This window comes from Bradyrhizobium sp. 153 (assembly GCF_023073835.1).
GTDB lineage: Bacteria > Pseudomonadota > Alphaproteobacteria > Rhizobiales > Xanthobacteraceae > Bradyrhizobium.
The window spans coordinates 206897-225281 of sequence record NZ_JADPKH010000029.1 but is presented as its reverse complement, the minus strand read 5'-3'; the positions used below and the strand labels follow the sequence as shown (position 1 = coordinate 225281).

The window sequence follows — 18385 nt, the reverse complement described above, 5'->3', positions numbered from 1 at the left end:
TGCGCGTCAAGCCATTCTGCGGCCGAAGCCCTCGCTATCGCCTCACATTCGGCCGGTCGTCCCGATCGGCGCTCTGCTCATCCGGGATGACGAGTTGAGTGAACTATCCCCCCGCGTCAGCTAACCGCCAGTTGCGGTGCCACAAATTTACCACAGCTTATCCTTTGCCCCGTAACGTGCCGGAGGGTCAGGAAGCGGGCTGCTTCCGGGCTGCGCCTGGTTTTCCGCGAATGGAATGGGGTGGGGGAATGTCGGTCAAGTCGAAGTCGAAACCATCGAAGCTGCCAACGCTGCGTTTTCGCGCAAAAATCATCCTCGGCTTCGTGGCGGTGCTAGCCATCCTCGCCGTCAGCATGGCTTTCGCCTATTTCGGCTTCGAGCGGATCGCAGGCGCCGTGGCCTCGTATCGGACCAGCGTATCGGAAGCCGATCTGGCGCGGACCGTCGATCGTGAACTGATCGCCTATCAGGGGCTGGCGCGGGCCTACACCCTGACCGGGGCCGCCGACGACGAGACCGCGGCCAAGGCCGCCGAAGAGAATCTGAGGGGCGCGATCGGCAAGTCGTTGTCCGCCACGACCGGCGCCGCGCGCCGCGAGCAGGTCGGCAAGCTCGAGGCCGAGTTCCAGCGCTTCACGAAGGTGTTCAGTGAGATCATCACTCTGACACGCGAAAACAACAAGATCGCGGCCGATGAGCTCAACAGCGTCGGCAACAAGATCCGCTTCAAGTTCGACGATCTCGGCGACACGGCGGCGCTGGCGGGTCTTGCATCCGTCCAGACCACAGCCAAGGACATCACCTCGCAATATCTGGCGGTCTCCACCTCGGTCAGCGCCTTCGTTGCCAAGCCGGAGCCGAAGACCGCCGATGGCGTGATCGCCCGCATCAAGTTCCTGGAGACCTTGCTGGTCTCGATCTACGCGAACGACCAGAAGATCACCGACCGCGTCACCGAGATCGGCAATCTCCTGAAGCAGTATCGTACTTCCTTCGTAAAGCTGACCGAAAACGTGAAGGTCATCGTCAAGCTGAATGGCGAGATGACCAAGACGGCCGCGTCCATCGTGAAACTTTCGGGCGAACTGCGCTCGGATCTGACTGCCGACCAGCAGCGCATCGAGGCGAGCGCCAATGCGACGATCGGGGACACCGAGCGGCTGATGCTGATGATGGCGCTCGGTGGCCTTGCCGTCGGTGTCGCGCTGGCCTGGATGCTCGGGAACGGCATCTCGCGTCCGATGATTGCGATGTGCAAGGCGATGCGGGAGCTGGCCTCGGGCAATTTCGACGTGGTGCTGCCGGGTCTTGGTCGCAAGGACGAGATCGGCGAGATGGCCGGAGCGGTCGAGGAGTTCAAGGTTCAGGCGGTGGCCAAGGCCGAGCGCGATGCCGCCGCCAGCGAAGCCCAGAACCGGGAGCAGGCTGCAAGCCGGCGCGCCGAGCTGATTCGCTTCGCCGACGATTTCGAGAACGCGGTCGGCGCCATCGTCTCCAACGTCTCGGCTTCCGCCGTGCAGCTGGAATCGGCAGCCTCCACGCTGACCCGCACCGCCGAGACCACGCAGAGCCTGTCGAGCCAGGTCGCCGGCGTCTCCGAGCAGGCGTCCTCCAACATGCAGTCGGTTGCGACCGCGACCGAAGAGCTCTCGGCCTCGGTCGAGGAGATCGGCCGCCAGGTCCGCGATTCCAGCCGGATCGCCGAGGCCGCCGTGGTGCAGGCCAAGGAGACCGACGGCCGCATCGGCAAGCTGTCGCATGCCGCCCAGCAGATCGGCGAGGTCGTCAAGCTGATCACGGCGATTGCCGAGCAGACCAATCTTCTGGCGCTCAACGCCACCATCGAGGCGGCGCGCGCCGGGGAGGCCGGCCGCGGCTTTGCCGTGGTTGCGAGCGAAGTGAAGTCGCTGGCGAGCCAGACGGCGAAGGCGACCGATGAAATCTCCTCGCATATCACCGGCATGCAGGGCGCCACGGCCGAATCGGTTGCCGCGATCAAGGAGATCGGCGCGACCATCGGCCAGATCTCGTCGATCTCGACCTCGATCGCGAGCGCCGTCGAGCAGCAGGGCGCGGCGACGCAGGAGATCGCCCGCAGCGTCCAGACCGTCGCGCAGGGCACCCAGACCGCAGCCACCGATATCGGCGAGGTCAACCGCGGCGCCGCCGAGACCGGCTCGGCCTCGGAAGAGGTGCTGAACTCGGCCAAGACGCTGTCGAGCGAAAGCACCCGCCTGCGCGCCGAACTCGACCGCTTCATGGCCAATATCCGCGCGGCGTGACGCTCGGACCGCGCCACTTCCTCCGTCGTCGTGCTGGCCAAGGCCAGGACCCATTCCCCCCGGAAACCGTTGCTGCGCGAAGCGGGTAACTCCGAGTCTTCGCCAAACCACGTCTTGTGATGATGGGTCCTGGATCAGCGCTTCGCTTGTCCAGGACGACTGCGGAGCTCTGAAACTCACTCCTTCCCGAAAGCCCGCTTCAGCTCCACCTTTGCGCGCTCCAGTCGCGTGCGCTGCGTCTTCGGTAGCGTCTTGCCGGCGCGGTTGATGTAGAACGTCAGCATCGACAGCGCAGAGCGATAGGCGCCGGTCTTGCGGCGCGAGCTGTGCTCGGCCGAGCGCTTCAGGGAGCCCGCGATTTCCTGGGGTCCTTGAGCTTGAACACACCGTGCTTGAGATCGAGCGCGTTGCTCTCCTTCGTCACACGTTGCGACCATCGCTTCGGTGCTGCGCGGCGGCTTGACCTCTTGCGTGTCGTGCTGGCCTTGCGGCGCGCGGTGCTGCTCGCGCCTGTCTTCCGCGAATGTGTCGTCTTTCTGACCTGAGCCATGCGTCAACTCCTTGCAGCTCCATCGGAAACGGATGTTCTTGGAGGCTGTTCCCAAGGGAACTCGACCTCGTGGCAGACGTTGTCGCAGGCAGGCGGAATGCCGCACCCCCATGATCGGATCGACCCCGTCCACGCCATGTGAACCGGGGCCGCTTCCATTGATCAGACGCAACAACGCGATGGAATTGCAGGAAAGCCCAGCGCTGAATTATGGACCTGCGATCTCGGCGGTGGCGACGGATCGCATCGTCGAGACCAGCATCCCCTCGCGGCTCGACGCGCTGCCGTGGAGCGGCTTTCACACGCGCGTCGTGCTCGCGCTCGGCATCACCTGGATCCTCGACGGGCTCGAGGTGACCCTGGCCGGCGCGCTCTCGGGCGCGCTGAAGCAGAGTCCCTCGCTGCATTTTTCCAATCTCGATCTCGGCATTGCCAATTCCGCCTATCTCGCCGGCGCGGTGCTGGGTGCGCTCGGCTTCGGCTGGCTTACCGATCGCATCGGCCGCAAGAAATTGTTCTTCATCACGCTTGCGCTCTACCTCTCGGCGACGGCTGCGACGGCTCTGTCATGGGATGTGGCGAGCTACGCGGTGTTCCGTTTCCTCACCGGTGCCGGTATCGGCGGCGAATACACCGCGATCAACTCAACCATCCAGGAGCTGGTGCCGGCGCGGTATCGCGGCTGGACCGATCTCGTGATCAACGGCAGCTTCTGGATCGGCGCTGCGATGGGCGCGGTGGCAGCCATCGTTCTGCTCGATCCTGCCGCGATGGGGCCCGACATGGGCTGGCGCCTCGCCTATCTGATCGGCGCGACGCTCGGCCTCGTCGTGCTGTTGATGCGGATGTGGATTCCGGAGAGTCCGCGCTGGTTGATGATCCATGGTCGGCCCGACGAGGCTCATGCGATCGCCGATGAGATCGAGCGTTCGGTCATTGGACACGGCCAGGATACGAGCGACGGTCGCTTTACGAAGATCCGCCTGAGGATGCGCGATCACACGCCGATCGCCGAGGTCATCCACACGCTGTTCTCGGTTTATCGACAGCGCGCGCTGGTCGGCCTCATGCTGATGAGCGCGCAGGCATTTTTCTATAACGCCATCTTCTTCACCTTCGCGCTGGTGTTGACCGATTTCTACGGCATCAGCGCCGATCACGTCGGCTGGTACCTGCTACCCTTCGCCGCCGGCAACTTCCTCGGCCCGCTGCTGCTCGGCCGTCTCTTCGATACGCTCGGCCGCCGCACCATGATCATGTTCACCTATGGCATGTCAGGCCTGCTGCTGGCGCTGTCAGGCTATCTATTCTCGATCGGCGCGCTCAGCGCGCAGGGGCAGACCATCGCCTGGATGGTGATCTTCTTCTTCGCCTCGCCCGCCGCGAGCGCGGCCTATCTCACCGTCAGCGAGAACTTTCCCTTAGAGGTTCGCGCGCTGGCGATCGCGGTATTCTATGCAGTCGGCACGGGCATCGGCGGCGTGATCGGGCCGGCGCTGTTCGGCGTTCTGATCGACACGGGATCGCGCACCAGCGTATTCGCCGGTTATCTGCTGGGGGCAGCCCTGATGATCACGGCTGCAATCGTGGCGTGGCGCTATGCCGTCTCGGCGGAGCGCAAATCGCTCGAACAAATCGCACGGCCGCTTGCCTTTATGGAGTAGACTATGAAATCGGAACTGGCGGAAATGGAATTGGACGAGAAGCTCACCATCCCTGGTGACGACGAGACGCCGGAAACGGTGCCGGTGCCGCACGCGCTCGTGCCGCATCTGAACGAGACCGCGATCCTGCTCGACATCGACGGCACGCTGCTCGACCTGATGCCGACGCCGCGCGAGGTGTGGGTGCCGCCGGGGCTTTCGGACACGCTCAACCGATTGGTGGAATGTACGTCAGGCGCGCTGGCGCTGGTCAGCGGCCGCTCACTCAACGATATCGATCTGATTTTCGCCCCCGACGTGTTTTGCGCCGTCGCCGGTCACGGCGCAGAGATGCGGCTGTCCGCGGACAATGAAGCTGATGCCGTGCATGCGCCGCCGCTGGACAAGGAGCTGAAGCGGCGGCTGGCTGCGATTGCCAAGCTCAGCCCGGGCATTCTGCTCGAGGACAAGGGCTACTCGCTTGCGCTACATTACCGCCTGGCGCCACATGCGGAGAAGGCGATCTACGAATCCGTGTCGCTGATCCGCGCGGACCTGCCCAGTGCGCCGATCGAGGTGCTGCCTGGCAAGTTCGTCTGCGAGATCAAGCATTCAGGCTTCACCAAGGCGAGCGGCGTGCGCGAGTTGATGAAGCACGAGCCCTTCAGGGGGCGTCGTCCACTGTTCATCGGTGACGACGTCACAGATGAGACCGTGTTCGCGATCATGCCTGATATGAACGGGCTCGCCTTCTCGGTCGGCCGCCGCGCCATGGGCGTGAACGGTCACTTCGATGCGCCAAGCGATGTGCGCGCGTTCCTTGCGCACCTGCTCGATCCGAGGTGAAACAAAGGCAGCGCCACTTCGCAAACACAATGCGCGACACCCTTTCGTGGCGCATCGCAATGCATCCTGCGCAATTCCGGGCGCACGAGCTCTCTTTGCGCTGAAATCCTTGGTTCCGCGAGCGAAACCAGTTCCAACGCGCACGCCTGATTTTGGTTTCAATTCGTTGAAACGATGATCAGGAACCATATTGATGAACGGCAGTTAAACGGGTGGAATGAAACAGGAGGGGACGGCCTGTGAACTTAGTCGTCGTTTCAAATCGCGTCGCGCGCGGCAAACCCAATGAGCCCATGACGGGTGGCCTCGCGGCGGCCTTGCTGCCGGTCGTGGAACATTCGGGAGCTATTTGGGTGGGTTCTTCAGGCCGCGTGCGCGATGGCCATCAGAAGGAACCGTTCGCCGAGATCGAAGCGCTGGGGTCGGGCGCGATTGCGACGTTGGATCTGCCGGCGGCGCATTACGGCGGCTATTACGAAGGCTTTGCCAATTCGGCGTTATGGCCGGCACTGCATTCGCGCAGCGATCTGATCCGCGTCTCGCGCGAGGATTATGTCAGCTATCGCGAGGTCAACGCCTTCATGGCGCGCGCCTTGATGCGCTTCCGAAAAGCAAAAACTGCGTTCTGGGTGCAGGATTATCACTTCCTTGCGCTCGGTGCGGAATTGCGCGATCTCGGCGTCGATGATCCGATCGGTTTCTTCCTTCATACGCCGTGGCCGGTCGCCGCGGTGATGCAGGGCGTGCCCAATCATCGCGAGCTGATCACGGCGATGCTGGCCTACGATCTGCTCGGCTTCCAGACCAATGAGGATTGCCAGAACTTCCTCGGTTATGTCGGCGGTGAGCTCGGCCTCGCCGTTGAGAACGGTGTTGCGATCTCTCAGCATGGCCGCACCCGCTGTGAAGTGTTTCCGATCGGCATCGATGCGGAAAAGTTCGCAGCTTATGCCGCGAAATCGGTGTCGCATCCCGACGTGTCTCGGTTGCGGCGCAGCCTCAACGGCGAGCGCCTCGCGATCGGCGTCGATCGCCTTGATTATTCGAAAGGCCTCGTCAACCGCATCAGCGCGTTCGACCGGCTCTGGACCGAGCAGCCGCAGTTTGCGCGCAGCATTTCGCTGCTCCAGATCGCGAATCCCTCGCGGGGTGGCATCGAGGCCTATGGCAACCTCCAGAACGAGGTCGCTCGTCTCGTCACCGACGTCAATGGTCGCCACGGCGAAGTGGACTGGACGCCGATCCGCTACCTCAACAAGGGCTTCAGCCAGGCCGTGCTCGCAGGCCTCTACCGCACCGCGCAGATTGGCGTGGTAACGCCGCTGCATGACGGCATGAACCTCGTCGCCAAGGAATATGTCGCCGCGCAAAACCCGGCCGATCCCGGCGTGCTGGTGCTGTCGAAGTTCGCGGGCGCGGCCAACGAGCTCGACACCGCCTTGCTGGTCAATCCGCACGACATCGACGGCATGGCGCGCGCGATCGCCGTCGCGGCCTCAATGCCGCTCACCGAGCGCAAGATGCGCTGGGACGCGATGATGAAGAAGCTGCGCGGCCACACCATCCAGCAATGGTCCGCCGATTTCGTGGCTGAGCTCGAGAAGTGCCGGACGGAGAAGGCCGCTGTCGCGCCGCTTGCCGCGCAACCGCCGCAGGCGCTACGTTGGCTGAAGTCGGCGATCTCAGGCGTGAGGTTGATCTAAGGTCTCGTCAGGCCGGGCCTGTCCCGGCCATCCACGTCTGACGCCTCGGCTTGAACGTGAATGCCCGGGACAAGCCTGGGGCATGACGGTGCACTGCGAGGGCGGCCCGCGGCGTCAATAACAATACGACACGCCATCCAGAATCGCGCACTGCCGCTTGTTCGGCGCGTTCGGATCATCCATCGGCGCCATACCCTTACCCTGACCGACGAACACGCCTGGCCCGACATGCACTGAGCTTTTTTTGCCGATGATCACGCTCGGATGCGGCGAGGCGCTCGAGCGCGTGCCGTCCGGCCAGATGATGGTATCGCCCGACAGCATTCCGCGCCGCCCGTCGTCGCAGCTCACATCGACGCCCTGCCGCGTGCAGACCTGCGCCAGGGCCGGCGCGGCGAGGGCGATACCCAAGCCCGAAATCAAGCTCAGCGCGGTGATGGTCTTGCAGATGGTCATGGCGTCCCTGGCATGTCTGGCGTCCTCACGTGAATCGTCGCCCCAAACCCACCGATGGTTCAGCCGACCGGCGCGTCAGGACGTTGGCCGGCGCGAGATATTCTCTCGTAAATCCAATATGTTGCGGAAAATTTCACCCGATTTTACCGCGATCCCTTGCAAAATCGTCGGCGCCCCTTCAAGAGAGGGCGCTCCGGAGAGATGGCCGAGTGGCTTAAGGCGCACGCTTGGAAAGCGTGTGTGCGGGAAACCGTACCGTGGGTTCGAATCCCACTCTCTCCGCCATTGGTCTCATCTCGTCAGCTTCCATCTCCCGTCTCCGGCCCGCTTCAGCACGGGATCGCTCACCCGCACATGCTCGGCGAGAAAATCAATGAACGCACGGACGCGTGCCGGGAGCGGCGCGGTGTGGCCGACATAGACGGCGTGGATGTCTTCGCGGTCGCCGGGATTGTGGCTTTGCAGCACCGGGACGAGGCGGCCCGATTCGATGTCGGGGCCGATGTGGAAGAGGGCGAGGCGCGCGAGGCCGACGCCGCCCAGCGCAAGGCGGCGCGCGGCTTCGCCGTCGCTGGCGCGCGCGACGGGCGGCGGCACCGCTTCTTCGGTGTGGTCGCCACGCTTGAATGGCCAGCCCCGGATACTGCGCGGAAACGTCCAACCGATGCCGCGGTGATCAGCTAGGTCGGCCGGCGTCCTCGGCGTGCCGCAACGTGCGAGATAGTTCGGCGCGCCGACCACGACCATGCGGCTGGTGCCGAGTTTTCGGGCGACGAGACGTGACGCACGCAACGGGCCGACCCGGATCGCGACGTCGGCGCGCTCCTGCATCAGGTCGATGACCGTATCCGTGAGCACGAGATCGAGCGTGACGTCGGGATGCTCTTCCAGGAACCGCGGGATCAGTGGCATCACATGCAGCATGCCGAATGGAATGTTGCTGTTCACCGTGAGGCGGCCGCGCGGGGCCGCACCGGAGGCCGCCTCGCGCTCGGCTTCCTCCATCTCTGCGAGGATGCGCACGGCCCGTTGGTAGAACGCCTGCCCTTCTTCGGTCAGGGTCAGCTTGCGTGTGGTGCGGTTGACGAGGCGCGAGCCGAGCCGTGCCTCCAGCCGTGAGATCAGCTTGCTCACGCCCGATGGCGTCAGGCGCAGTTTTCGACCGGCCTGGGTGAATCCGCCGAGGTCGACGACGCGGACGAAGACCTCCATCTCGGCGGAGCGGTTGGTGTCGAAACGGCCCATGTTGAATTCACGTCACAAATGATTGGATTGCGGCCATGCTAACGGTTTTGCCCACGCGCGGCTATCTGCGTGGCTCGTCTCATCCATCGGAGCCACGCATGCCTTCCGCCGTCCTTGCGCTCACCGCCGGTGCCTTTGGCATCGGCACCACCGAATTCATCATCATGGGCCTGTTGCTCCAGGTCGCCGCCGAGATGCACGTCTCGGTGCCCGTCGCGGGCCTGCTCATCTCCGGCTATGCGCTCGGCGTGTTCGTCGGCGCGCCCGTCCTGACGCTGGCGACGCGGCGAATGCCACGGAAAACCGTGCTGCTCGCGCTGATGGCGATCTTCACGCTCGGCAATGCGGCCTGCGCACTGGCACCGAACTACGAATTGCTGATGGCCGCGCGCGTGTTGACTTCCCTTGCCCATGGTACCTTCTTCGGCGTTGGCTCGGTGGTGGCGACCAGCCTCGTCGCCGAGGACAAGCGGGCCTCGGCGATTGCCACCATGTTCATCGGCCTTACGGTCGCGACATTGCTGGGCGTGCCCTTCGGCGCCTGGGTCGGCCTGATGCTCGGCTGGCGCGCGGCGTTCTGGGCCGTGACGGTCATCGGTGTGATCGCCTTTGCCGTGGTTGCCGCGCTGGTGCCCGGCCATGTCGGCAACGGCGACAAGCCGGTCTCGCTTGCCGACGAAGTCTCGGTGCTCGGCCGCCCGCAGGTGCTGCTCGGCCTTGCTATGACCGTGTTCGGCTTTGCCGGCCTGTTCGTCGTCTTCACCTATATCCAGCCGATCCTGACGCGCTTCACCGGTTTTTCGGAGGCCGCGGTCTCACCGATCCTGCTGGTGTTCGGCGTCGGCCTCGCGATCGGCAACGTCGCCGGCGGCAAGCTCGCCGACCGCGGGCTCGCCGGCGCGCTGATCGGGACGCTCGCTGCGCTCGCCATCGTGCTTCTTGGCCTTGCCGCCGCGCTGTCGCTCAAGATCGCCGCGGTCGTGCTGATCCTGCTGCTGGGCGTCGCCGCCTTTGCGACCGTCGCCCCGCTCCAGCTTCGCGTGCTGGAAGCGGCAGGCCCAGATGGCCGCACGCTCGCCTCCAGCCTCAACATCGCCGCGTTCAATCTCGGTAACGCTCTCGGCGCCTGGGCCGGCGGCGTCACCATCGATCGCGGACTCGGCCTTTCGGCGCTGCCTCTGGTCGCAGCCGGCATCACCGCTGTCGGTCTCCTGCTGGCGCTGTGGAGCCTCCGGCTCGACCGCGCCCAGGCCGCCGTTGCGGCTTGCCCCGCGGAATAGCGCAGCGGTGCGTTCGCGGACAATTCGCCGCGTCGCGCCATCGCGCCATGCAGAAAACGCACCTGTACACGTCCTTTGGCCATCCGTAACGTCTGCGGCGCAATTTCAGGAGATGCGACGTGGCGAAGGCGACGACCAAGAAGAAAACGGCTTCGAAGAAACCGGTAAAAACCTCCAGCAAGAAAAGCACAAGCCGCAAGGCCGTCGCTGCAAAGAAGGCAAAGAAAGCCACGCGGCTCAAGCCGGCCTCACCGCGCCGTCCCAAGGGGCCGGCTTGGCAATGGTCGGCGGTCGAGACCGCGGCTGCGATCCGCTCCGGTGCAATCTCCGCCGTCGAGACGGTCGAAGCGCATCTCGAACGCATGCACGCCGTCAATCCAAGGCTGAACGCCGTCGTCGTCGATCTCTCCGAAGAGGCGTTAAAAGCGGCGCATGCGGCCGACAGGCAGCGCGCAAAGGGCGGCGAGCTCGGCCTCCTGCATGGCGTGCCTGTAACCATCAAGGAAAATGTCGACTACGAAGGGCGGCCAAACTTCAACGGCGTTCCCGCTAACAAGGACCTCATCGCGCCGTCCGATTCCCCCGTGGTGCGCAACTTGAAAAAGGCCGGCGCGATCGTGATCGGGCTCACCAACACACCGGAATTCTCCTTCCGCGGCTTCACCGACAATCCTCTGCACGGGCTGACGCTGAACCCCTGGGATCCGAACGTCACCTGCGGCGGCTCCTCGGGCGGTGCGGGCTCGGCGGTGGCGGCCGGCATCGGCACCATCGCCCATGGCAACGACATCGGCGGATCGCTGCGCTGGCCGGCGCATTGCAACGGTGTTGTCACGATCAAGCCGACGCAGGGACGGATCCCCGCTTTCAACGGAAGCGCCATCGCCGAGCGTCCGATGCTGGCGCATCTGATGTCGGCGCAGGGGCCGCTCGCCCGTCACGTCGCCGACGTTCGTCTCGCGCTGGAGGTGATGAGCCAACGCGATCCGCGCGATCCCTGGTGGGTGCCGGCGCCGCTCGTCGGGCCGAAGCCAAAGGGGCCGATCAAGGTCGCGCTGGCCAAGATCCCCGATGACATGGACGTTGACCCGCAGGTTGCCGCGGCGCTGCGCCAGGCCGCGGATCATCTCGAGCGGTCCGGCTATCGCGTCAGCGAGGTCGAGGTGCCCGACATCAACGGCGTCTGGCAGACCTGGTGCGACATCATCACCAACGAGACCGTTGTGATGCAGGAAGCCAGCATGCTGAAGGTTACGTCCGAGGATTTTCACAAGGCCTGGGGCGGCATGAGGACCAAGGCCAACGTGCTCGATCTCAAAGCCTGGATGCAGGCGACGGCCGCGCGCAACGGCCACATCCGCGCCTGGCAATTGTTCTTCGACGAGTATCCGGTCGTGCTGGCGCCGACCACGGTGAAGCCGACGCCGGGCCCGCGCGAGGACACCGTCAGCCCCGAGCGCGTGCGCGAGATCTTCTGGGGCGAGATCCGCTTCATCTCCGCGATCAACGTGCTGGGCCTGCCTGGCGCGGTGGTGCCGGTGGCAGTGCATGACGGCAGGCCGATCGGCGTGCAGCTCATTGCCGGGCGCTATCGCGAGGATCTCGCGCTCGATGCCGCGGCCGCGATCGAGAAGCGCGCCGGCGTGCTCGCTCATCGACTGTGGGAGACGATGGCCTGAAGCTAGGCAGGTTGTCGACGGGTTGACGGTGCACCCTCTGCCCTTATGCGGTCCCCAAAACCCGTAAGGGAGAAGGGAAAAGCAACGCCGCGGGCGCGGCAACCTCGTCAATTCGTTAATCCAGTTTAACCCGAATTCTGGCCACCTCGCCAACAAGCGTTAGGGTTACTTCCTCGATCTCTAGGCGAATTATTGTCCGCTTTACCACCCCCCTCTAACAGGAGGATGGCGGACAACGCACGCGCCTCATACAGGCCGATAAGTGCGGCCCGCTCCACGCGGAGGTGGCACGATGCGCAACGAGACGATCGCTATTCACGCCGGCTACGAACCGGAAGCCACAACGCACGCCGTCGCCGTGCCGATTTACCAGACCGCAGCCTATGCCTTCGACAGCGCCGATCATGGCGCGGCGCTCTTCAATCTCGAGGCCGAGGGCTTTCGTTACAGCCGCATCGCCAATCCGACCAGCGCGGTGCTGGAGAAGCGCATCGCGCAGCTCGAAGGCGGCGTCGGCGCGCTTGCGGTTGCGACCGGCCAGGCGGCGCTGCATTTCGCCTTTGTCAATGTCGCCGATCACGGCGGCAACATCGTCTCGGTGCCGCAGCTCTACGGCACCACACACACGCTGCTCTCACACATCCTGCCGCGGCAGGGCATCACTGGCCGCTTCGCCGAGAGCGACCAGCCCGAGGCGATCGAGAAACTGATCGACGAGAATACCCGCGCCGTGTTCGCCGAGACCATCGGCAACCCCGCCGGCAATGTCTGCGACATCGAGGCGCTGGCGAAAATCGCGCATTCGCATGGCGTGCCGCTGATCGTCGACAACACGGTCGCAAGCCCGATTCTGCTCAAGCCGTTCGACTACGGTGCCGATATTGCCGTGCATTCCCTGACCAAGTTCCTCGGTGGCCACGGCACCACGCTTGGCGGCGCCATCGTCGATTCCGGAAACTTCCCCTGGGGGAAACACGCCGACCGATTCCCGGCTTACAACAAGCCGGATGCGTCCTATCACGGCCTCGTCTATGCCGAGCGCTTCGGCAGGACCGCCTACATCGAGCGCGCGCGCAGCGTCTATCAGCGCACCATGGGTTCGGTGCTCTCGCCTTTCAATGCCTTTCTGCTGCTCCAGGGCATCGAAACCGTGGCACTGCGCATGGAGCGCCACGTCGAGAACGCCCGCAAGGTCGCCGAATTCCTCCGTGGCGATTCGCGGGTGGCCTGGGTCAATTACACGGGGTTCCCGGACAGCCCCTATTATCCGCTGGTGCAGAAATATCTGAACGGCAACGCCTCTTCGCTGTTTACCTTCGGCATCAAGGGCGGCATGGAAGCCGGCAAGACCTTCTATGATGCGCTGAAGCTGATCACGCGGCTCGTTAATATCGGCGATGCCAAGTCGCTGGCCTGCCATCCGGCGTCGACGACGCACCGGCAGATGTCGGCAGAGCAGCAGCGCATAGCGGGCGTGCTGCCGGAGACGATCCGCCTGTCGATCGGCATCGAGCATTCCGCAGACATCATCGAGGATATCGATCAGGCGCTGGAAAAGGCCTGTCCGTCGTCGCGTCTGCAGGCCGCGGAGTAGGCGGCGGCGCCAATGACGATCTTGATCGACAGGGATCAAGTCATATCAAGCCCGGCACTGGTGCCGGCCGAAGGTGATCTCGCGCGTGATCGCGGCGCCGAGCTGACCATCGGGCTGATCAACAACATGCCGGACCCGGCGTTGAAGGCGACCGAGCGGCAGTTCATGAAGCTGCTCCAGGCGGCTGCAGGCTCGCGTCGCATCCGCTTCCACTGCTTCTCGCTTCCTTCGGTGAGGCGCTCGCCGGACGCCAAGTGGCATATCGAGAGCGAATATTCCGATCTTGCGGATCTCAGGCGCCGTAAATTCGACGGGCTGATCGTGACCGGCGCCGAGCCGGTCGCGCCCGAACTCGACCAGGAGCCGTACTGGCGCGACCTGACGGAGCTGATCGACTGGGCCAAGGTCAACACGCGCTCGACGATCTGGTCGTGCCTCGCCGCGCATGCGGCGGTGCTGCACCTCGACGGCATCGCGCGGCGGCGGCTGCCGAGCAAATGTCACGGCATCTTCGACTGCGAAGCCGTGACGCGCGATCCGCTGACGCGCGGTGCGCCTATGCCGCTCAAGGTCTCGCATTCGCGCCTGAACGAGATCGCCGAGAGCGAGCTCGTGGAAGCCGGGTACCGGGTGCTGACGCGCTCGGAAGAGGCCGGCGTCGACGTCTTTATCCGCCAATATGCCAGCCGCTTCGTGTTCTTCCAGGGCCATCCGGAATATGACGGGCTGTCGCTCCAGCGCGAATATCTGCGCGACGTCGGCCGCTATCTCGCCCGTGAGCGCGAGAATTATCCGAATTTGCCCGTGAGTTATTTTGACGCAGCGACAGAAGAGAAGCTGGCCCGCTTCGAGAAACAGGCACGGCACCAGCGCCATCCCGCGCTCACCAACGAATTGCCTGCGCTGAATTTGCGCGCCGATATCGCCGCCGGCACCGCAGCGGCAGCGTTATTCCGGAACTGGCTGCAATATCTCGGTACGGATGCCGACGTATCGGTCCCTGCGTGCTAGCCGAAGGGTGTTGGCTCCATGTTAGGATTACCCGAGCGTTAGGCTTGCCTCAACTAGCGCGCGAATGTTTCAGTAGCGAATATGGAATCACGGGAAACGCAGCGTGTGGTCGTCACTCCAGGGACGCGTGAGCAATCGGCTGGCTCGGCATTTCCGCGCCGCGCCGCACCGGTTGCCTGCGCGCGCCCCGATGGTGAGCTTCACCTTCGACGATGCTCCAGATAGCGCCGCAGGCGAGGGTGCCGAACTCCTCGAGAAACATGGCGGTCGCGGCACATTCTACCTCTCGGGCAGCCTGATCGATCAGCCGTCGGATCATTGGCAGGGCCTGTCGAATGACGCGATCGTGCGGCTTCACCGCGCCGGCCACGAGATTGCCTGCCACACCTTCTCGCACCAGAGCGCGGTCGATCTCGACGAAGCCGCCATGGAACGCGAGATCGAGCGCAACCGCGACCACTTCCGCAGCATTGATTCCTCGATCATGCTGGAGAACTTCGCCTATCCGTATGGTCTCGCCTCGGTTTGGCGCAAGCCGCAGCTTGCAAGAGCCTACCGTTCGGCGCGCGGCATCCTTCCCGGCGTCAATCACGGCGTCATCGACCTCCAGTTTCTGCGTGCTTCGCCCTTGATCGACCGCGACATCGATACGACAGGCATCGATCGCTATTTCGACGAGGCGGTCGCAAGCGGCGGATGGCTGATCTTGTACGGCCATGACGTCGCCGACAGGCCGAGCCCCTATGGTTGCACGCCGCATTTGATGTGCCATGCGCTGAAGGCGGCCGAGAAGCGCAGTGTACCGATCGTGACCGTCGCGGAGGCGCTGCGAAGGATCGGGGCATAGCGGCTGTTCTTCCCTTTTCCGTTGTGGAGAAGGTGGCGCGAAGCGCCGGATGAGGGGTATGTCGCCGCGAAACAAGTCTCATCGAATGCGCAGTCAGAGACCCCTCACTATGCGGCGAGCCACTCTCTCCCACAAGCGGAGAGGGGAACACTATACCCTGCCGCGCAAACGGTCTTGCCATGCCCGCTCGGTCGTGCGACTGGCGTTGACCGAAAGCTCAATGTCCTCACGCCCATGTCCTCTCCTTCCACCGCTCCGCTGTCCGCTCTGGCCAACGGCCGCGACGCGCTGTCGGTCTTGCATTCGGTGTTCGGCCTGCCGGGGTTCCGCGGCGCGCAGGGTGAGATCATCCGGCACGTGAGCGAAGGCGGCAATTGCCTTGTGCTGATGCCGACCGGCGGCGGCAAGTCGCTCTGCTATCAACTCCCCTCACTGCTGCGCGAAGGCTGCGGCATCGTGGTCTCGCCGCTGATCGCGCTGATGCGCGATCAGGTTGCGGGCCTGATCGAATCAGGTGTCAACGCGGCCGCGCTGAACTCGTCGCTGACTCCGCACGAAGCTTCGGAGGTGGAGCGCCGCCTGATCGCGGGCGATCTCGACCTGCTCTATGTCGCGCCGGAACGGCTGGTGACGCCGCGCTGCCTGTCGATGCTGGCGCGGGCGAAGGTGGCGCTGTTCGCGATCGACGAGGCGCATTGCGTCTCGCAATGGGGCCACGACTTCCGGCCCGAATACGTCGGTCTGTCCATCATCGCCGAGCGCTTTCCCGATGTCCCACGCATCGCGCTGACCGCGACAGCCGACGATCTGACCCGCAAGGAAATCGTCGAGCGGCTTCAGCTTACCGGCTCCCCGCAATTTGTCTCCAGCTTCGACCGGCCCAACATCCGCTACGAGATCGTCGACAAGCGCAATGCGGTGTCGCAGCTGAAGGAGTTCATCCGCGAGCGCCACATGGGCGATGCCGGCGTGGTCTATTGCCTGTCCCGCAACCGCGTCGAGGAGGTCGCTGCCGCGCTTCAAGACGCAGGCATGGCCGCGCTGCCCTATCATGCCGGCCTCGACAGCAGCGTGCGCTCCCGGAATCAGGACCGCTTTCTCAACGAGGACGGCATCGTCATCGTCGCGACCATTGCGTTCGGCATGGGCATCGACAAGCCTGACGTGCGTTTCGTCGCCCATCTCGATCTGCCCAAAAGCATCGAAGCCTATTACCAGGAGACGGGGCGTGCCGGCCGTGACGGCAAGCCATCCGCCGCCTGGATGGCCTACGGCCTCTCCGACATCGTGCAGCAGCGCCGCATGATCGACGAGTCGAACGCTTCCGACGAATTCAAGCGGGTCTCGATCGGTAAGCTCGACGCGCTGGTCGGCCTTGCCGAGACGCCGCATTGCCGGCGCCGGCGGCTGCTCGCCTATTTCGGCGAGATCGTGATGGCCGAGAGTTGCGGCAATTGCGACAATTGCCTGATGCCGCCGAAAATGCGCGACGGCAAGGTGCTGGCGCAGAAGCTGTTGTCCTGCGTCTACCGCACCGGCCAGCGCTTCGGGGCAATGCATTTGATCGACGTGCTGGTCGGGCGCCTGACCGAGAAGGTGACGCAGTTCGGCCACGACAAGCTGTCGGTGTTCGGCATCGGCCGCGAGCTCAACGAAAAGCAGTGGCGCACGGTACTGCGGCAATTGGTGGCAATGGGGCATTTGCAGAGCGACAGCGAAGCATTCGGCGCGTTGAAGCTGACGGACTCTTCGCGCGGCGTGCTGCGCGGCGAAACGGAAGTGTGGCTGCGCGAGGAGGCGCCCGGCACCCGCATCCGTTCGAGCCGGGCCAAATCGCGCCGCGGCGACCTCGCGCCCGCGGCGAGCGCGCCGCAAGGCGACGTCGATCCCGAATTGCGCGCGCGGCTGCGCTCCTGGCGTTCCGACGTCGCCCGCGAGCGCGGCGTGCCCGCCTATGTCGTGCTGCACGATGCCACCATCGACGGCATCGTTCGGGCCTGGCCGACGACGCTGGATGAACTCCGCAACGTGCCCGGGATCGGTGACAAGAAGCTCGAGCATTACGGCGACGAGCTGTTGCAGATCGTCAGGGCGAGGTAGCGAGTAGTCTTCGCCCAACGCGATCCTGTGGCTCTCGGTGCCGGATCTGTGCTTATGCTTGTCCGGGACGACAGCCGTGTATGCGGCGAGATCTGCGCCACCTCACCCATTCCTGAACGCATAGGCATACCCGTTCAACGCGGGCGCGCCGCCGAGATGGGCGTACAGGATCTTCGCGCCCTGCTCGAAATAGCCCTTCTTCGCAAGGTCGATCAGGCCCTGCATCGACTTGCCCTCGTAGACGGGGTCGGTGATCATGCCTTCGAGCCGCGCGGTGAGGCGGATCGCTTCCTTGGTCTCTTCCGACGGCACGCCATAGGCGGGATAGGCATAGTCCTCGATCAGCACGACGTCGTCGGGGACGAGCTCCTTGCCGAGCTCGACGAGCTTTGCGGTGTTCTGCGCAATCTCGAGCACCTGGGCTTTCGTCTGGCTAGGCGTGAACGACGCATCGATTCCGATCACCTTGCGGGCGCGGTCGTCGGCGGCGAAGCCGACCAGCATGCCGGCATGGGTCGAGCCGGTGACGGTGCAGACGACGATGTAGTCGAATTTGAAGCCGAGCTCCTTCTCCTGCTTGCGCACTTCCTCGGCGAAGCCGACATAGCCGAGGCCGCCGAATTTGTGCACGGAGGCGCCAGCGGGAATCGCGTAAGGCTTGCCACCCGCCGCCTTCACCTCCTCGATCGCCTGCTCCCAACTCTTGCGGATGCCGATGTCGAAGCCGTCGTCGACCAGGCGCACGTCGGCACCCATGATGCGCGAGAGCATGATGTTGCCGACGCGGTCATAGACCGCGTCCTCGTGCGGTACCCAGGCTTCCTGCACCAGACGGCACTTCATGCCGAGCTTGGCGGCGACCGCCGCGATCATGCGGGTGTGGTTGGATTGCACGCCGCCGATCGATACCAGCGTGTCGGCGTTGGAGGCGATCGCATCGGGAATGATGTATTCGAGCTTGCGCAGCTTGTTGCCGCCATAGGCAAGGCCTGAATTGCAGTCCTCGCGCTTGGCGTAGACCTCGACTTGACCGCCGAGATATTTCGATAGCCGCTCAAGCTTCTCGATTGGCGTCGGACCGAAGGTGAGCGAATAGCGCGCGAATTTTTTCAGCATCATGGGTCATCCCGATTGGCATTGAGCTGGCCG

Annotated in this window: 14 protein-coding genes and 1 tRNA gene; 11 read left to right on the top strand and 4 right to left on the bottom strand. The window is 64.3% G+C overall.

Annotation, left to right across the window (positions count from 1 at the left end; translation table 11 throughout):
- Positions 1 to 248 precede the first annotated feature (248 nt).
- Complete coding sequence (locus tag IVA91_RS09055) at positions 249 to 2282, top strand: HAMP domain-containing methyl-accepting chemotaxis protein (protein ID WP_247276737.1); 2034 nt, start codon at positions 249 to 251, stop codon at positions 2280 to 2282.
- 176 nt (positions 2283 to 2458) lie between these two features.
- Here IVA91_RS09055 and IVA91_RS37080 read toward each other — a convergent pair whose 3' ends face one another.
- Positions 2459 to 2965 carry a DUF3175 domain-containing protein gene (locus IVA91_RS37080; protein ID WP_247458549.1) on the bottom strand — a complete coding sequence of 169 codons (507 nt, stop codon included), beginning with the start codon at positions 2963 to 2965 and terminating at the stop codon, positions 2459 to 2461.
- A gap of 46 nt (positions 2966 to 3011) precedes the next feature.
- On the opposite strand from IVA91_RS37080, the gene IVA91_RS09045 reads away from it, so the two are divergent.
- From IVA91_RS09045 to IVA91_RS09035, 3 genes are all read left to right on the top strand, one after another.
- Positions 3012 to 4496: an MFS transporter gene (locus IVA91_RS09045; RefSeq protein ID WP_247276747.1), complete on the top strand. Its 1485-nt coding sequence runs from the start codon at positions 3012 to 3014 to the stop codon at positions 4494 to 4496.
- A 3-nt stretch (positions 4497 to 4499) separates the two neighbouring features.
- On the top strand, positions 4500 to 5321 hold the full coding sequence (gene otsB / locus IVA91_RS09040) for a trehalose-phosphatase (protein ID WP_247276735.1): 822 nt from the start codon (positions 4500 to 4502) through the stop codon (positions 5319 to 5321).
- A gap of 239 nt (positions 5322 to 5560) precedes the next feature.
- A complete protein-coding gene (locus IVA91_RS09035) occupies positions 5561 to 7024 on the top strand; it encodes a trehalose-6-phosphate synthase (RefSeq protein WP_247276734.1) in 1464 nt (487 codons plus the stop codon).
- 114 nt (positions 7025 to 7138) lie between these two features.
- Here IVA91_RS09035 and IVA91_RS09030 read toward each other — a convergent pair whose 3' ends face one another.
- Positions 7139 to 7480, bottom strand: a complete 342-nt coding sequence (locus IVA91_RS09030) for a hypothetical protein (protein ID WP_247276733.1) — start codon at positions 7478 to 7480, stop codon at positions 7139 to 7141.
- 195 nt (positions 7481 to 7675) lie between these two features.
- Between IVA91_RS09030 and IVA91_RS09025 the strand changes: the two genes are divergently transcribed.
- A tRNA-Ser gene (locus IVA91_RS09025) sits at positions 7676 to 7765 on the top strand.
- A gap of 6 nt (positions 7766 to 7771) precedes the next feature.
- On the opposite strand, the gene IVA91_RS09020 is transcribed toward IVA91_RS09025, so the two are convergent.
- Positions 7772 to 8725, bottom strand: a complete 954-nt coding sequence (locus tag IVA91_RS09020) for a LysR family transcriptional regulator (RefSeq protein ID WP_247276246.1) — start codon at positions 8723 to 8725, stop codon at positions 7772 to 7774.
- 98 nt (positions 8726 to 8823) lie between these two features.
- On the opposite strand from IVA91_RS09020, the gene IVA91_RS09015 reads away from it, so the two are divergent.
- The 6 genes from IVA91_RS09015 to recQ all read left to right on the top strand — a co-directional run bounded on the left by IVA91_RS09015 (position 8824) and on the right by recQ (position 17236).
- On the top strand, positions 8824 to 10005 hold the full coding sequence (locus IVA91_RS09015; RefSeq protein WP_247276247.1) for an MFS transporter: 1182 nt from the start codon (positions 8824 to 8826) through the stop codon (positions 10003 to 10005).
- 119 nt (positions 10006 to 10124) lie between these two features.
- Positions 10125 to 11684 (top strand): amidase family protein, encoded by a 1560-nt coding sequence (locus IVA91_RS09010; protein WP_247276248.1) that lies wholly within the window; start codon positions 10125 to 10127, stop codon positions 11682 to 11684.
- Between the two features lie 292 nt (positions 11685 to 11976).
- Complete coding sequence (locus IVA91_RS09005; RefSeq protein WP_247276249.1) at positions 11977 to 13278, top strand: O-acetylhomoserine aminocarboxypropyltransferase/cysteine synthase family protein; 1302 nt, start codon at positions 11977 to 11979, stop codon at positions 13276 to 13278.
- A gap of 12 nt (positions 13279 to 13290) precedes the next feature.
- A complete protein-coding gene (locus IVA91_RS09000) occupies positions 13291 to 14289 on the top strand; it encodes a homoserine O-succinyltransferase (RefSeq protein WP_247276250.1) in 999 nt (332 codons plus the stop codon).
- Between the two features lie 103 nt (positions 14290 to 14392).
- A complete protein-coding gene (locus tag IVA91_RS08995) occupies positions 14393 to 15136 on the top strand; it encodes a polysaccharide deacetylase family protein (RefSeq protein WP_247276251.1) in 744 nt (247 codons plus the stop codon).
- A gap of 234 nt (positions 15137 to 15370) precedes the next feature.
- Positions 15371 to 17236 carry a DNA helicase RecQ gene (gene recQ, locus IVA91_RS08990; RefSeq protein ID WP_247276252.1) on the top strand — a complete coding sequence of 622 codons (1866 nt, stop codon included), beginning with the start codon at positions 15371 to 15373 and terminating at the stop codon, positions 17234 to 17236.
- A gap of 102 nt (positions 17237 to 17338) precedes the next feature.
- On the opposite strand, the gene IVA91_RS08985 is transcribed toward recQ, so the two are convergent.
- Positions 17339 to 18352, bottom strand: a complete 1014-nt coding sequence (locus IVA91_RS08985) for a 1-aminocyclopropane-1-carboxylate deaminase (protein WP_247276436.1) — start codon at positions 18350 to 18352, stop codon at positions 17339 to 17341.
- Positions 18353 to 18385 lie beyond the last annotated feature (33 nt).

What these genes read in the sequence shown, in the direction of transcription:
- IVA91_RS09055 (WP_247276737.1), top strand. Translation starts at nt 249, where the DNA reads ATGTCGGTCAAGTCGAAGTCGAAACCATCGAAGCTGCCAACGCTGCGT.
- IVA91_RS09045 (WP_247276747.1), top strand. Translation starts at nt 3,012, where the DNA reads ATGGAATTGCAGGAAAGCCCAGCGCTGAATTATGGACCTGCGATCTCG.
- otsB (WP_247276735.1), top strand. Translation starts at nt 4,500, where the DNA reads ATGAAATCGGAACTGGCGGAAATGGAATTGGACGAGAAGCTCACCATC.
- IVA91_RS09030 (WP_247276733.1), bottom strand. Translation starts at nt 7,480, where the DNA reads ATGACCATCTGCAAGACCATCACCGCGCTGAGCTTGATTTCGGGCTTG.
- IVA91_RS09020 (WP_247276246.1), bottom strand. Translation starts at nt 8,725, where the DNA reads ATGGGCCGTTTCGACACCAACCGCTCCGCCGAGATGGAGGTCTTCGTC.
- IVA91_RS09015 (WP_247276247.1), top strand. Translation starts at nt 8,824, where the DNA reads ATGCCTTCCGCCGTCCTTGCGCTCACCGCCGGTGCCTTTGGCATCGGC.
- IVA91_RS09005 (WP_247276249.1), top strand. Translation starts at nt 11,977, where the DNA reads ATGCGCAACGAGACGATCGCTATTCACGCCGGCTACGAACCGGAAGCC.
- IVA91_RS09000 (WP_247276250.1), top strand. Translation starts at nt 13,291, where the DNA reads ATGACGATCTTGATCGACAGGGATCAAGTCATATCAAGCCCGGCACTG.
- recQ (WP_247276252.1), top strand. Translation starts at nt 15,371, where the DNA reads ATGTCCTCTCCTTCCACCGCTCCGCTGTCCGCTCTGGCCAACGGCCGC.
- IVA91_RS08985 (WP_247276436.1), bottom strand. Translation starts at nt 18,352, where the DNA reads ATGCTGAAAAAATTCGCGCGCTATTCGCTCACCTTCGGTCCGACGCCA.